Source organism: Kribbella caucasensis, from assembly GCF_004361855.1.
Lineage (GTDB): Bacteria > Actinomycetota > Actinomycetes > Propionibacteriales > Kribbellaceae > Kribbella > Kribbella caucasensis.
In genome coordinates, this window is the sequence record NZ_SNWQ01000008.1 from 41991 (window position 1) to 56128 (window position 14138).

A 14138-nucleotide genomic window follows, 5' to 3' on the forward strand; every position below is an offset into this window, starting at 1 on the left:
TGGTATGAACGAAGCAAGTGTCACCGACGTCCTCGCCGAGGCCGTCCGCACCGACCCGAGTACCGAGAACCAGGAGAAGTTGTGGTCGGCAACTTTCTCGCTGGAGCGCTGGTGGTTCGTGCAACGGGGTTCGGACGACAACCCGCAGCCGTTCGTCGGGGTGCACCAGGACCAGCCGTTCCTGATGGCGTTCACCTCGGCGGAGCGGGCCCGCGAGTTCGCCGTGGTCAACGGGCTCGCGGCCGCCGACGAGGACGTGCTGGTGCTCGCGCTCGCGCCTCAGGAGGCGGTCGTGCAGGCGCCGGTGTGGTTGCAGCAGGGCATCGCCGCGATCACCTTCGACCACGGAATCAGTGGGTACTTCGCTCCGCTCGGTAACCTCCCCGCGATCCGCTCACACGTGGTCAGCGTCGGCTGAAAAGCACTCGGTTAGGGCAGCCTCGCCAACGGTGAGAAAGCAGGGCCTGCGGACTACGGTGTCCTCATGAGTACGTACGTGAAACTCCTGCAAGAACAGATCCGTAACGAATTCACGGCGTCGCAGCAGTATCTGGCTGTGGCTGTCTGGTATGACGACCAGGATCTGCCCCGGCTGGCGGCGCACTTCTACAAGCAGGCGCTGGAAGAACGTAACCACGCGATGATGATGGTCCAGTACCTGCTCGACAAGGACATCCGGCCGCACGTGCCCGGTATCAACAACGTCGTAGACGACTTCAAGACCGCGCTGGAACCGCTGGAGCTCGCGCTGCAGCAGGAGATCACGGTCACGAAGCAGATCGAGGGGCTGGCCAAGACCGCGCGGGACGAGGGCGACTACATCGGCGAGCAGTTCATGCAGTGGTTCCTCAAGGAGCAGGTCGAAGAGGTCTCGATGATGACGACCCTGCTCAACGTCGCGAAGCGGGCCGGTGACAACCTGTTCCACCTGGAGGACTTCATCAACCGCGAGGCGGTCGGCGACGAGGGTTCCGAAGACCCGACCGCTCCCACCGCGGCCGGTGGCAGGGTCTGACCTGTCTTTCTGCGGGAGTTCCGGGCCGCCGTCATGCGCACGGCGGCCTCCGGCCCGGCCTGTCTGCCATGACCGGTGCCGTTAGCAACTAGCGCCGGTGCCGTTGGCAACTACCAGGATCCGCCGCCTCCACCGCCGCCACCGCCGCCGGACGAGCCGCCGCTGAAGCCGGATGAGCTGCCTCCCCCACCGCCGCTGCCCGCGGGCGCCGGAGGTGGGTCGAAGGTGTTCGCCACGGTCTGGCTGATGGTCCCGGCCGCGAAGCCCGAGCTGTAGTACGCCGGACCCGTGTACCAGTAGGGATCCGGCGTGATCCGCCCGGCCGCGACCAACTGCGCGCAGACCCGCTGCCACCGATCGGCCAGGTCGAAAGCGATGGCCCAGGGCAAGTACTTGCTGAAGATGTCCTCGCCCTCCTCGAACCGCAGCTGATCCGCCTCCGCCGTCGCCAGGTAGGTCCGGAACCCGATCAACTGGTCGGTCACCGCCCGCCCGTACGGATTCCGCTGCCCCTTCGCCCGCTTGCCGATCCAGATGCCGATGGCAACGACCACGGCGAGCACAGGTACCACGATGATGGCGGCGCGACCGAGACCGCCGGTGGCCGCGCCGACCGCCGTACCGGCGATACCCGCACCGAAGACCCAGAGGCCGATCATCGCCATACAGGCACATGGGAAGCCGCTGGGGAAGCTCGATCCGCCGCCCGCTCGCGGCATCCGGAGGTACCAGTTGCGCGCCTTGATCTGCTGGCGGAGCGCGTCGATCATCGCGGTGTGCGCCTGCCGCATCCAGGTGTCACCCGTCGGCCGGCGTTCCAGGGTGATCTCCGAGCCGGGCTGCAGGCCCGGGTAGAGATTCTGCAGTAGCACCTGCTCGTGGGGCGCCGTCGCCACGGCCGGGTTGAGCAGGATTGCCTTCTGCTCGGATCCGGTGTTGTCGATCCGTACGCCGCCGCGTACCGCCAGGTCGATCAGCGTCGCGGCGGTCTCGGTCGTGTTCGCCTTCGCGTCGATCAGCAGACCGCCCTCGGCGACCGGGATCCGCGGCGGCGCGAACGCGACCGGGATCTGGTCGGTGCCCAGCTCGTCCTTCACTGCGGCCACCGTGGTCCCGGAGGGCGGGATGGTGCCGGGCGGCATCCCGGCGAACCTCTGGTCGCGGTTTCCGTTCCTGCTGTAGAGGACGGCGGCGGCGATTGCGCCGAGCGTGACGAGACCCGATCCGATCAGGCTGGGCACGCTAACGCCGGCTCGTTGGAGCGCGCTCGGCGGGTCGACCACGATCGGGGTGTCGTTCGCGACCACGCCGGGCCTGATGCCTGCCACGATCGTGAGCTGCTCGCCACGCTCCAGGTTCGAAGCCCGGAACACCCCGCTCTCGCCGTTGACCGACTTCTGCTCGCAGCTCGTCTCCGACTGCGGCGGGCCGGCGAAGCACTCGACCTGCTGAACGCCCTCGGGTACCTCGACGTTCACCGTCACCTGCTGCAACACCGCTTCCCAGCCGGAACCCGCGGCGTCCCAGTAGAGCTCGCTGTGGTCGTCGAAGTGCCGCAGTGCGCCGCGGACGTCGTACTCGATCACGTACGTCACGTCGCGGGAGGGGACGGTCTCGTTGGCCGAACCGATCTTGATCTGCACGCTCTGGTCGCGCTGGTTCTTGCTCTTCGTGGTCGACTCGGAGAACTCGTCACTCGCGCCTGGAGTGGTCGTGTCGACCTTGATGTTCGAGATCTCGTACTTCTGGTCCTTCGAGTCGTCGTCGCGGTACGGCTCGCGGGTGACCAGGTTCCGGTAGATCCCGTGCCGGCCGATGCCGCCGAAGTGGTAGGCGATCGTCTCCTTGACGTGCAGCTCCCCGTCACGATTCACCATGTAGTCGATCTGCATGCTCGTCACGACATCGCCGTCGGCCGCAATCCCGGTCGGCGTGGTCTGCGCTGCTGCGATCTGTGTTGCGGCGAGCTGTGTTGCCGCAGCCTCTGTTGCAGCGGCTGGGCCGGGTGCGATCCAGCCGGCCAGGACCAGACCCGCGAACACTGTGACTACCGCGGTGAAGACTCCCCTACGCATGCCGCGACAGTAGCGGGGTTTCAGTCCACCTTCTGCTGACCCGCCGCCCGGATGGCCGCGGCGACCACGTCCGCTGCAGTCGTGTCCCGCGTACGCCGGCCGCGGTCGTAGTACTGGGTGGTCGAGATGGTCGCATGGCCAACATCGGCCTGCACGTGCTGGATCCGCGCATCCTGCTCGAGCGCGATCGTCACGTACGCATGCCGCAACGCATGCGGATGAATCCGGTCCGCGACGTCCGCCAACGCCGGCCCAGCCTGTACTGCGATCCGCCGGAGCAGCGCGTTGATGTCGAACCGGGAGCAGCGTCCTCCGTCGCGGGTCGCGATCAACGGACTCGACTCCGCCTTCGTCCGGCCGCGGAGGGTGGGAGTCGACGCCCGCTGGAGCCGATCGCGCTCGGCCAGGTAGTCCAGCACGGCGCCGATGGCGAGGTCGGTCAGATAGACCTCGCGGTGGACACCGCCTTTGCCGAGCACCCGGAGCATCGGTTCGCCGCCGGAGACCATCAGGTGATCCCGGTCGAGATTGACCAATTCCGAGACCCGGAGGCCGAGGGTCAGCAGAGCGACGACGGCCACCGCGCGGGCGGCGTACAGGTCTCTTAGTTTCGTACGGTTCGTAAGTTGGCCGGCGGCGGTGAGGAGGGCGTGGAGCTGGGCTGGGGTGAGCCGGATCGTTGGTGAGGCGTCCCGTGAGCTGCGGTTCAACCCGAGACGTGCGCGGTTGAGCGCCGCCGGGTTGGCGGGGACGACGCCGGTCTCGGTGAGGTGCGCGTAGAAGGCCGACAGCGTCGAGAGCATCCGCTGCCTGGTCCGCTTCCCCGCCCCCGCCGCCTCGAGCAGATGCAGCCACAGCTTCACGTCCGCCCCGGTCACACCCCGAGGATCGATCCCCCGCCCCGCACACCACCGAAACCACGCAAGCTGATGAAGCCGCCCTTCCGCGCCCGCAGGCGGTCCCCCCACCCCCGCCTCCCACGACCCCGCCCCAGCGGACGCCGATCCACCCGATCCCGCCCCTCCCGACACAGCTCCGCCCAACGCCGCCTCGATCAGCCGCCAGGTGGTGGGGAGGCCGAGGGCGTAGGCGTAGGTGCGGCGGGTGCCAGGGTTGGCGTATTGGCTCAGCCAATCGGCGATCTGCAGTTTCAGTTGCTCGGGGTCGTCGACGCCCGGCCAATCCTCTGTCCGGAGCGCAGGAGTCGCGGCGGTCGTCGGGCGGAGTGCTTCCAGCAGGACGAGCGGGCTGGGCTGCGGATCACTCACTACTGGATTCTTGCTGATCGCGGTTGAGCGCCCGCGGCTCCCACGCCGAGGGAGCCGCGGGGGCGGGGCGGCCGAGGGCGCGGGGGCGGCAAGAGCGGGGAGCGGCAAGAGCGGGGAGCGGGGCGACGGGCCGGGCGCGCGGTCTAGGCCCGGTACTCCCGAAGCTGGCCCGAACCGACAAGTAGTGGTTGCCGGACCGAGGTGGTCAGCGGTCGACGGTGAGTCGGGCGACGGCCGCGTCGAGGTCGTCCTCGGTGGGCAGGGTATAGACCCGGGTCGAGTCCAATGAGGCGTGGCCGAGGAGTTCGGCGACGGTGACCAGGTCGGTGCCGGCGCGGACCAGGTCGGTGCCGAAGGTGTGTCGTAGCACGTGTGGGGTGACGTGGTCGGCCAGGCCGGCGGCGCGCGCGATGCGGGCGATGATCGTGTCGGCCGCACGTGTGGACAGTCGGCCACCGGACCGGTTGAGGAATAGCGCGGGGTTGGTGTCGCTGCCGGGCCAGTTGGGCCGCTCGGCGAGCCAGGCGTCGAGTGTGGTTCCGAGCTCGGTGTGGACCGGGATGCTGCGTTGTTTGCGGCCCTTGCCGCGGATCCGCAGTCGGCGTCGCCGCTGGGTGGTGGGCAGGTCGTTCAAGTCCAGGCCGACCGTCTCGGCGATCCGGGTGCCGGCCAGCCGCATCAGCGCCGCCACCGCGCGTTCCCGCGGCGGCGCGGACTGAGCGGCGCGTTGCCAGCGCAGGTCGTCGCGACCAACCAGTGCCCTGGGTGCCCGTCGGGCAGGGAGGTCGACGCGGGCGACCTGGTCGCCGTCGAGCTTGCCGAGGCCGCGGCGGATCGCCAGGTCCGAAACGGCGGCGAGCGCGCCGTTCACGGTTGCCGGCGCCCGCTTCAGCGTGCCGTACAGGTAGGTCTTGTAGTCGCGGGCGGCCCAGGTGGCCGCGGCCGGGTCGGTGAGCGGGTTGCCGTCGACGGTCGCGTCGGCCAGCCAGGCCAGGTACATCCGCACCCTGGACAGGTAGGTCCGCCGGGCCTGCGTGGTCAGGTCCGCCCGGGCGAGGTCGCCGGCGTACTGGTCGAGCACCGCCACCAGCGTCGTCGGCAGTGACGTCGGTCTGCGACCCCGCCGCCCGGGCGCCTTGTTCTCTGAACCGGTTGCGGCTGGTTCAACCGGCGCCGGTGCCGTGTTCTCTGAACTCACAAGAGCGATTCTATTAGAGAAACTATGTTCTCTGAACCGGCGTAGAATGGGGGTGTCCGGAACGACGACACTCCACTCCTGAGGTGCCAGCCACACCGGCTCCCCGCAAGGAAGACGCCAAATGTCCGTCTTGCACCGCCACCGGAGATCACAGAAGACCCCGGCGGATCCTGCTGACACGGCCGCCGCGGATCCAACACACGCAACGATCCCTACGCCCGCAGCCGCGACCGAGCCAGCAGCCGCACCGGCGCCCTCGCCGGGTCCGGTGCCCCGGACCCGCACGGGTGCCACCTGGGTCGGGATCTGCGCCGCCGTGCTCGCGCTCGTGGTGCTAATCGTGTTCATGCTGCAAAACACCCACCGCGTCGAGGTCAGCTTCCTGTGGATGAACGGGTCCGTGCCGCTGGCGCTGGCACTGCTGATCGCCGGCGTCGGCGTCGGCATCGTCGCCATGGTGGTCGGCACCGCGCGGGTAACCCAGCTGCGCCGGCTCGTCCGCGACCGCCGGCAGCGTCACTGAGCAGGCTCGTAGTCCCTGGGTCAGCCGGCAGCGCCAGGCCCCGGGAGATAGCGCTGATCGGAAGGCCGCGGCCAACACAGGGCCCCGGCTCCACTGGCGAGGGAGACGTCGCGGTGGCGGACAACAGCCGACCCACCAGGCATCGGGTCGCACCGGCCGCCCATGCGCCCGTGCAGGTCCTGATCGGTGGCCGGTGGCTGACCGCCAAGGCGCACGCCGTCCGCGGCGGCCGCCGCGGCGCACAAGTCCTGATCACCTGTTACGGGCGCCTGGTCTGGATCACCGCCACCCGGGTCCGCAGACCACAACACCCCTCACCCCAACATCATGACCTTCCCGACCGGCCGGCGGCCCATCCACCGACCCGGGCAGGCCTCGCGGCCGGAACGGACGGCCCCGAAGACCAGCCGAAGAGGTGACATCACCATGGCGCGACCACTGCACCCGAACCGACGCCACAGCAGCCGGGCCGGCCAACAGGACCAGCCGTCCCGGAAGGACCCAGACGAGACAGGTGGCCTGGACCGGCCGGGTCAACCGATGCGCTGGCTGCCGAGCGAACCGTTCGCCCACCTCGAAGACATCTACCGGCGGATGAACCAGATGATGCGCAACCTCGCCGACGACGTCGACCTGCGCTCGTGGCGGTCCCCGGTCGACATCGAGGAGACCGACGACGCCTACCTGGTCGAGATCGACCTGCCCGGCGTGCCACGCGACACCCTCGCCCTCGAGTGGAACGACCGCCAGCTCACCCTGCACGGCGAGGTCAAAGACCGGGAACGGATCGGCATCCTGCACCAGCAGGCCCGACGCACCGGCCCGTTCGACCACACCATCACCCTGCCCGGCGCCGTCGACGGCGACAAGATCGAAGCCACACTGGCAAACGGGGTCCTCACCGTCCACGCACCCAAGGCCCAAGCCGCCAAAGGCCGCCGCATCGAGATCAGCGACACGCCTCCAGCAGCGTCATCGACAGACGCGACCAAGGCGACGGGGGGCGGCCCAGCCAGCGACCCGCCGCCCAACGACGGGTGAGCGGGAACAGCATCGATTCCGCGGAGGCCGTAGCCATGATTGTGCTCGCGCTGATCCTTGTTGCCGTCGCCGTGGCGCTTGGTGTTGGCGTGGCTGCCTCGTCCGCCGCCGACGCAAACCTGGAGGTCTTCGGCGCCGGCCTCGGCGTCACCGTGGCAGGTATCTTCTTTGCCGGCGCCGCGACCGCGGCCGCGCTGGTTCTCGGGCTCTGGCTGCTCAAGAAGGGCATGCGCCGCGGCTACCGCCGCCGCAGGGAGGTCCAGGAGCTACGTACCAGCTCGACGCCACGCCGACTACCGCCACCGAACGTGCCGGCCAAGACATCGCTGCCGACGACTCCGTTGCCGATCAGGCTGATTCCTCACCGGACCGTCGCCGCAGTGGCCCGCCAACCCATAGGCGCGACCCCGGCGCTGTAAGCCTCAACGCCGGGGCCTTGGGCAACGGCCGCCCGGGCGAGCCGCGTTCCGTGCCTATCCCGTTACCCAACGAATGAGACACAAACGACGCCGGCTGCCGGGCGCAGCGCCACGAAGGGCCTCGATGTACACCCGAGTCAAGCGGCGGCCGCGCGCTTTTTCTCGAGGCGTTCGTGGTCTGGCCATTTGACGTCGTACGCCCAGCCAAGCCGTTCGAATCGCTTGATGAACCAGGCGTTGACGTCGATCTGTCCCTTGAGTACACCGTGGCGTGCGCAGGTAGGGTCGGCGTGGTGGAGGTTGTGCCATGACTCGCCCTGACTCAGGATGGCAAGCCACCAGACGTTCCCTGACCGGTCGCGGGCGTCGAAGGGTTTCTCGCCGGTGACATGACAGATCGAGTTGATCGAGAATGTGACGTGGTGCATCAGGGCGATGCGGACCAGAGTGCCCCAGAAGAATCCGGTAGCGGCACCGTTCCACGACCTGTCCCAAAGCCCGCCGATGAGCGCCGGTGCTAGCAAAGAGACCGCCGCCAACTCACGGAAATGCCGCGAAATCCAAACCATGTCGCGGTCCTTCAGGAGATCTGGGGCGTAGTGCTTCGGGTCAGCGCGATCCTCGCCCCAGAGCACCCACCCGACGTGGGCGAAAATGAACCCCTTGGTCACCGCCCAAGCGGTGGTGCCGTAGCGCCAAGGCGAGTGTGGATCGCCCTCTCTGTCGGAGAACTTGTGGTGTTTGCGGTGGTCGGCCACCCAGCGGATGACGGGTCCTTCAAGCGCCATACTGCCGGCGATTGCGAGTCCGATCTTGAGGCCACGCTTGCTCTTGAAGGAGCCGTGGGTGAAGCCTCGGTGGTAGCCGACGCCTATGCCGGTGGCGGTGATCACGTAGAACACGACCAGGAGGACGATGTCGTGCCAGCCGATCCAGCCGCCCCAGGCGAAGAAGATCCCTGGCAGTAGCGCGAGAGTAGGCACGACGATGAAAACCCAAATGAGCCCACGCTCGAGCTTGCCACCAACGGGTTGGAATTCGCCCGGAGGCGAATCATCGGAACCTGCTGCTGAAGTCATGGTTCACTCCTAGATGCTGGTCTCCTCAGACCGACACCCGAGCACGGGTGGGCCTTAGTGAGCCGCCTCTTGGGCGGCCCAAGCACGTCGCTTCTGAACCCCGAAGCCTCGCCGTCTCGTCGGCCCGGGCGGACCGGCGCCGTATCCAACAGATGCCCCGACGCACGATCATCCACTCGCGACTCCACCCGTAACGATGACACTTGACCACACCGCCTCCCACTCCACATCGCCGACCAAGGCCGACCCACCGGTCCACCGCCAACTGCGCGAACCCGGCAGCTACCACCACGCCTATCGCGGGCGAACTTGAACCGGGCCGAGCCCGGACGCTACGGCCGCGGTGGCGTCCGAACTCGACGTGGCTGTGGGCAACGAGTCGGTGCTGTAGGGTCATCTGTTTGCGCGACGCACATCCAGGACACCTCGAGGCAGCTGGGGGTGACGCCAGCCGCCATGGTTCGGCCGGGAGGGCCGCGCAGACCGCTGCTCACCGAGCTCTGGTCCATGGACATCGGGCACCACACCGTGGATTCTGTTCTTATAGCGGTCGACCTGCGCGTCCCGCTTCGGCGATGTCGACGGGTCGGTCTGAGTGCGTGGAACCACGGAGGTGGTCATGCTCATACTGCTGATCCTCTTACTGGTGCTCTGGCTTGTCCTGACGATCGTCGGCTTCGCCGTCGAGGGCCTGGTCTGGCTCGGCATCATCGGGATCGTCCTGTTCCTAGGGACCGGGGCGATCGGGTTCGTTCGGCGCAAGGCCATCCACCGATAGTTGATAGGTCATCCCGTCGGCGAACTGGCCCGCGGCGGCGTCGCCCGGGCGGTACGTGGTCCCGGAGCCGACGGCTCCCAAGGAGGAGGCAGCGATGTCAGTGTTCAGGTTTGAGCCCTTCCGTGACCCTGCCCGTGAGCTCGACCGGCTCATGGCGATGGCCGCGAGTGGGACGCGCGCCCCTCTCGCGATGCCGCTGGATGTCTACCGCGGCGAGGACGGCAGCTACCACGTGGAGGCCGACCTGCCCGGCGTTGACCCTGACAGCATCGAGGTGACCGTCGATTCCGGCGCATTGACGATCCAGGCCGAGCGCAGCCCGTCCTACCGCGAGGGCCAGCAGGTAATTGTCGCCGAGCGATCCCAGGGGTCGTTCACTCGGCACCTGTCCCTCGGCGAGGGTGTGGACTCGGAGAACCTCACCGCCGCCTACGCCGACGGTGTTTTGCATGTGACCCTCCCGGCGTCACCGCGGAGCCAGCCCCGTAGGGTCGAGATCACCCATGCGAGCGGCGCTGGCCGCACCATCTCGGGGAGCACCGTCGAGCCGGGCGACGCGCCCGCCGGTAGCACGGGCGGCGTCGGCTGAACGCGCCTGTGGCCCAGCGTCGTCGGCTGGCCATTGACCGCCGCGCCTGGCTCACCGAGTTGCCGGCCTAACTCGTGACCAGGCGGCCGAGCTCATGCAATGGTCGGCGCGGGTCCTGGGCGTGAAGATCCTCGTGTCAACGATGGGGATCGGCGTGGATCGAGGCGGCATCGACACGAACGCCGACGATCTCCGACTGCGGTCATACCCGCCGCCACCAAGATCTGGGCCGCCGGCGTGGAAGCATCCCGCTGCGCCCGGTCGGTTGGCCCGGAGCCGTGCCTGCAGGTGGGCGTCAACCTCTTGGTGCTCGTGACGTCGTTTCCACAGCTTGGCGCTGGCCTCGGCCGCGTCGGCACGGGCGGTGTCCCGGCTGGCCAGGTGCCGCAAGGTGCGGTCAATTCGCTTCATGTGGCCCTGTCCTTCGGCTGGCGGGGGCGAGCGTCGAGGTCGGTGGTGCCCGCGGTATGCCCGGGTTGGGGTCGGCATGACGGCCAGACCCCTGGTCAGGCGTACTGGCCGGTCGCCTCGTCGTGGGCCGGTCCGTGGCCGGAGTCGAGGATGACGGCGGCGGCGACCTGGGCCCAGGCCACGACCAGAGTGGCGGGCGTATCCGAGGTGGGGTCGAGCACCGACAGTTGGGTGGTCTCGTTCTTCCCGACCTGGGTGATCGCCTCGCCTATCTGCCGCTCCATCCCCTCGGCGATGCGCCAGCGCTGGGTCCATCCGCTGCCGTAGAGCATCAGGTAGGCCATGATCAGGCGCCGTCCGGCGGCAGGAGGATGGGGTTGTTCGACGTCGACGTCGTCATGACGTCCGCCTCTCGACCGGCCCAAAGCCTCCGGATGGCGGCCACCGGACGGTCAGTCACCTCCACACTACAGCGGTCCACAACATGGCCCGGAACTCCCGAAGCTGGCCCGGGCGGACCGGCGCCGTATCCAACAGATGCCACGACGCACGATCATCCACTCGCGACTCCACCCGTAACGATGACACCTGACCACACCGCCGCCCACTCCACATCGCCGACCAAGGCCGACCCACCGGTCCATCGCCAACTGCGCGAACCCGGCAGCTACCACCACGCCTATCGCGGGCGAACTTGAACCGGGTCGAGCCCGGACGCCACGGCCGCCGCGGTGAGGTCGAGCCTGCTGTCCATGTCGAGTCGGAAGCGCCCGTACGGGTTGATGTGTGACCAAAACAGCGGACTGAGGGCTCGGCGGTCGATGTCGTCGAGGCTGTCATGGAACGCAGGTTGTTCGATCACAGCCTGGAGCAGCAGCGTGTTGATGTGCACCAGCGCGGACTGCAGCAGGTGCAGCGCGAGCATGGACACCTCGGCGTGCTCGCGGTCCGGGCCGGTCAGGTCGCCGTCCTTGCCGTAGAAGATGACAGTGTTGCCGGAGTTCCAGTTCTCCACCACCTGCAGGCCGCCGTGAATCTCGCGGCGCAGCTCGGGGTCGGCGAGGTAGTCGCACGCGAAGATCGTCCGGACCGCACGGCCGAGCTCTTCCAGCGCGGCATAGGCCGGGTGCTTCGGGCCGCCGCGAGTGAACCGGCGCAGAATCGATTCGGACTCCGCGGTGCCGAGCCGCAGCGCGGTCGCGTACTTGACCATCTGGTCGTACTGCTGGGCGATCAGGTCCCAGCGGATCGGCCGGGTCAGTACCGCGCCCAGCTGCCCATACACCGCAGCCGCGGCCCCGTTCGCGGCGGCGGGGTCGGTCTTGGGGTCGTCGGGGCGGTAGAGCTGGATCGAGCCGATGTTCTTCAGCCTGGGCAGGAGCCGGAAGCCGAGCAGTTCGGTGAACGCGGACCCGACCACGGATGCGCCGTGGGCGTCGACGTAGTTGGTGTCGATGTCGGCGTCGGTGCAGTGCCGCAGCAGGCCCTCGATCATCGCCGCCACCTCCGAGCTCGAGCAGGACTTGAGCTGGGAGTAGATGCAGGTGGAGCGGCGTTCGACGGCCAGTAGATCATCACCCCAGGCCCGCCGTAGCGCTGGTGCCACTCGGTCATCAGGTTCGACTCCCACGAGCCAAACTTCTTCGCATCGCTTGCGGTTGCGGTGCCGGTGCCCCACCAGCTCGGGTCCCGGGCGTCGAAGGTGGCGTTGACCAGCTTGGCGATTGCGCGGCGCAGGTTGTCGCGGTGATGATGTGCCGGCGCACGTGCCGCAGCGCGGCCTCGGTCTCGTCGTGCTCGCCGGTGGCCACGATCGCCTTGATGCCCATGTTCGTGCCGAGCGCGAACAGGCACAGCAGCAGCCGGCGGCGCAGCGTGTCCCGGTCGATCAGCTCCCTCGTGGCGACCGAGGTGAACTCGGCGGTGAAGTCGGCGAGGAAGTCCGAATCCTTCAGCATGTTGAGCAGGTCGAGGGTGCCCCAGCGGCGCACCACCTCGTCCTTGACCGCCTGCAGGTGCTGCGGTTCCGGCAGCGCGGCAAGCTTCGGCACCGAGATCCACGGCTCACCGCGGCGACTGGTGACCTTGATGCCGCCGGCGGCGTCGTCGACCAGGGCCTGGTCCAGCCGGGTGAGCGCATCGGTCATTCGTTGCTTCAGGCTCGTGATAAACGAGGTTGGATCGACCGGCTGCCGCAGCGCGGCGTAGTGCACCTCGCGGGCGTGCTCGAAGTCGCCGGGCAGGTCGTCCTCGGGGTTGCGCCACCGGATCGCGCCGTCGACATAGATCTCGCGGCGGCGCAGCGCGTCCCGAGCGCGACCAGCACGCACAACTCGTACGGGATCCGCTCGATCCGGCCGCGGTCGTCGATCACCGCCGCGCGCCAGGCCTTCGGGACCACGCCGTCGACCGGTACGGCGTCGCCGACGGCGTGGAAGCGGGTCTTGCCGTCCACCGCGGCGTACCGCGCGAGCAGCTCCAGCGCCTCGATCACCGGCCGGTAGCTGGTGTTGTTCGACCGGAACGCTAGCGCGGCCAGCAAACGGTGGCAGCATCCGCCGGTAGTGGTTGGAGTACGAGCCGCGCAGCACCGAGCGCGTCTTCTCCTCAAACACCCGCTGGTTGGCCTTCGCCTCCTTCACCAGCTCCCGCAGCGTCTTCTCACCCACCACCGGGAACAACGCCGCCCGCACCGTGTCATCCGGGTGCCCGACCGCGGCCTCGGCCAGCCGGAACAAGATCCCCTCCTTGCCCCGGACCCGTCGCAGATCCTCGGTAAGCTCCTCCTCCACCCGCCGCTCGGCCCGAGCATTGATCTTGTGCACCAGGCCGAGCAGCAGGTCCACCAGCGCGTCGGTGATCTCGGCCGACCGCACCCAACACAACGCAGCCAGCAGCGTCAGCCGCACCGGCCCCGGCGCCGCCAGCAGGTCCGACGGGTACGACCTGGTCGCCCGCGATCGCCACGCCTCGACCAGCTTCTCGCTGGTGTCGGCGAACAGGTCCGGCGGCAGCCGCAGAGCCCGGACGGCAACCAACTTGTCGATCTCGCGCAGCAGCGTCTCCAGGCTCACCTGACCCGGATCGGCCTTCAGATCCGCCAGCAGGCCGGTCTCCTCGGTGACCAGAGCCTCCAGCTGTTCAATGCAGCGATCGCCCAGCCGGGCCGTCGTCCGGTCACAGAACTGCCGCTCGAACCTCGCCCGGGCCGACCCGACGATCCGATCCACACGTCCCGGCGGTTCGATCCGCTCCGCCCGACAGCGGACGACCAAGGCCTCGCGAAGCTGCTCGTCTCGCAGCTCGACGGGGCACACCTCGGCAGCGAGCCAGTCAGCCAGCTTGTCCTCATCACCACGGCTGAACTCGCGAAACCCGAACACGACGCGGATCTGCACCCGGTGCCGCTCGACCGCCCGACCCGCCCAGTCGTACAACTCGAACGCGTCCGCGTCGACCCTGACCTGCTCGGCAACGTACGCCACTGCCGCCAGCGGGATCTCGCCAGCATCGCGCGGGAAACGCGCCTCAAGCTCGAAGAACTTCAGCAGGAGAGCAAACCCGAGCCGGGTCGCCCCGCTCTTGTTGCCGACCAGGGGCCAGTCGTCCTCGACCAATGTCCACGACGCCACCAGATCCTCAGACGTCCACTCTCGGCGCATGGGCCTGCACCGTAGAGCTTGCCCGGGGTCACACAGCCGCTACTTGTCGGTTCGGGCCAGCTTCGGGAGTCCGGGGCCGT

13 protein-coding genes and 1 pseudogene are annotated in these 14138 nt (G+C 68.5%); 8 read left to right on the forward strand and 6 right to left on the reverse strand.

The genetic code is table 11. The features are described 5' to 3' along the window. The first annotated feature begins 4 nt into the window (after positions 1 to 4). Together EV643_RS17665 and EV643_RS17670 are read left to right on the forward strand one after the other, a co-directional pair. Positions 5 to 418: a hypothetical protein gene (locus EV643_RS17665; protein WP_133801189.1), complete on the forward strand. Its 414-nt coding sequence runs from the start codon at positions 5 to 7 to the stop codon at positions 416 to 418. Positions 419 to 484: 66 nt separating this feature from the next. Continuing rightward, positions 485 to 1015, forward strand: a complete 531-nt coding sequence (locus EV643_RS17670; protein WP_133801190.1) for a ferritin — start codon at positions 485 to 487, stop codon at positions 1013 to 1015. Between the two features lie 110 nt (positions 1016 to 1125). Here the strand turns inward: EV643_RS17670 and EV643_RS17675 are convergent, their stop codons facing one another. From EV643_RS17675 to EV643_RS17685, 3 genes are all read right to left on the reverse strand, one after another. Beyond that, entirely contained in the window at positions 1126 to 3090 is a 1965-nt protein-coding gene (locus tag EV643_RS17675) for a DUF2207 domain-containing protein (protein ID WP_133801191.1), read from the reverse strand. Positions 3091 to 3110: 20 nt separating this feature from the next. Next, complete coding sequence (locus tag EV643_RS17680) at positions 3111 to 4358, reverse strand: tyrosine-type recombinase/integrase (protein ID WP_238165647.1); 1248 nt, start codon at positions 4356 to 4358, stop codon at positions 3111 to 3113. 205 nt (positions 4359 to 4563) lie between these two features. Beyond that, the gene (locus tag EV643_RS17685) at positions 4564 to 5556 is read right to left on the reverse strand and encodes a tyrosine-type recombinase/integrase (protein ID WP_166665476.1); all 993 of its coding nucleotides are present in this window, start codon (positions 5554 to 5556) and stop codon (positions 4564 to 4566) included. A gap of 316 nt (positions 5557 to 5872) precedes the next feature. On the opposite strand from EV643_RS17685, the gene EV643_RS44165 reads away from it, so the two are divergent. From EV643_RS44165 to EV643_RS44170, 4 genes are all read left to right on the forward strand, one after another. Beyond that, on the forward strand, positions 5873 to 6079 hold the full coding sequence (locus EV643_RS44165; RefSeq protein WP_166665477.1) for a lipopolysaccharide assembly protein LapA domain-containing protein: 207 nt from the start codon (positions 5873 to 5875) through the stop codon (positions 6077 to 6079). A gap of 113 nt (positions 6080 to 6192) precedes the next feature. Further along, positions 6193 to 6498 (forward strand): hypothetical protein, encoded by a 306-nt coding sequence (locus tag EV643_RS17690; protein ID WP_133801193.1) that lies wholly within the window; start codon positions 6193 to 6195, stop codon positions 6496 to 6498. A gap of 7 nt (positions 6499 to 6505) precedes the next feature. Beyond that, positions 6506 to 7120 (forward strand): Hsp20/alpha crystallin family protein, encoded by a 615-nt coding sequence (locus tag EV643_RS17695; RefSeq protein ID WP_202869601.1) that lies wholly within the window; start codon positions 6506 to 6508, stop codon positions 7118 to 7120. Between the two features lie 35 nt (positions 7121 to 7155). After that, positions 7156 to 7539 (forward strand): hypothetical protein, encoded by a 384-nt coding sequence (locus EV643_RS44170; RefSeq protein ID WP_166665478.1) that lies wholly within the window; start codon positions 7156 to 7158, stop codon positions 7537 to 7539. 137 nt (positions 7540 to 7676) lie between these two features. On the opposite strand, the gene EV643_RS17705 is transcribed toward EV643_RS44170, so the two are convergent. Beyond that, the gene (locus EV643_RS17705; protein ID WP_133801194.1) at positions 7677 to 8618 is read right to left on the reverse strand and encodes an acyl-CoA desaturase; all 942 of its coding nucleotides are present in this window, start codon (positions 8616 to 8618) and stop codon (positions 7677 to 7679) included. 619 nt (positions 8619 to 9237) lie between these two features. On the opposite strand from EV643_RS17705, the gene EV643_RS44175 reads away from it, so the two are divergent. Both EV643_RS44175 and EV643_RS17710 read left to right on the forward strand, forming a co-directional pair. Continuing rightward, positions 9238 to 9396 carry a hypothetical protein gene (locus EV643_RS44175; RefSeq protein ID WP_166665479.1) on the forward strand — a complete coding sequence of 53 codons (159 nt, stop codon included), beginning with the start codon at positions 9238 to 9240 and terminating at the stop codon, positions 9394 to 9396. A 94-nt stretch (positions 9397 to 9490) separates the two neighbouring features. Next, a complete protein-coding gene (locus tag EV643_RS17710; protein WP_133801195.1) occupies positions 9491 to 9985 on the forward strand; it encodes an Hsp20/alpha crystallin family protein in 495 nt (164 codons plus the stop codon). Positions 9986 to 10491: 506 nt separating this feature from the next. Here EV643_RS17710 and EV643_RS17715 read toward each other — a convergent pair. After that, complete coding sequence (locus EV643_RS17715) at positions 10492 to 10740, reverse strand: hypothetical protein (RefSeq protein WP_133801196.1); 249 nt, start codon at positions 10738 to 10740, stop codon at positions 10492 to 10494. 335 nt (positions 10741 to 11075) lie between these two features. Further along, a pseudogene (locus EV643_RS17720) lies at positions 11076 to 14058 on the reverse strand (Tn3 family transposase). Positions 14059 to 14138: the final 80 nt, after the last annotated feature.

Coding starts and splice junctions, on each gene's coding strand:
- EV643_RS44170 (WP_166665478.1), top strand. CDS start 7,156: ATGATTGTGCTCGCGCTGATCCTTGTTGCCGTCGCCGTGGCGCTTGGT.
- EV643_RS17710 (WP_133801195.1), top strand. CDS start 9,491: ATGTCAGTGTTCAGGTTTGAGCCCTTCCGTGACCCTGCCCGTGAGCTC.
- EV643_RS17695 (WP_202869601.1), top strand. CDS start 6,506: ATGGCGCGACCACTGCACCCGAACCGACGCCACAGCAGCCGGGCCGGC.
- EV643_RS44175 (WP_166665479.1), top strand. CDS start 9,238: ATGCTCATACTGCTGATCCTCTTACTGGTGCTCTGGCTTGTCCTGACG.
- EV643_RS17675 (WP_133801191.1), bottom strand. CDS start 3,090: ATGCGTAGGGGAGTCTTCACCGCGGTAGTCACAGTGTTCGCGGGTCTG.
- EV643_RS17715 (WP_133801196.1), bottom strand. CDS start 10,740: ATGGCCTACCTGATGCTCTACGGCAGCGGATGGACCCAGCGCTGGCGC.
- EV643_RS17665 (WP_133801189.1), top strand. CDS start 5: ATGAACGAAGCAAGTGTCACCGACGTCCTCGCCGAGGCCGTCCGCACC.
- EV643_RS17705 (WP_133801194.1), bottom strand. CDS start 8,618: ATGACTTCAGCAGCAGGTTCCGATGATTCGCCTCCGGGCGAATTCCAA.
- EV643_RS17670 (WP_133801190.1), top strand. CDS start 485: ATGAGTACGTACGTGAAACTCCTGCAAGAACAGATCCGTAACGAATTC.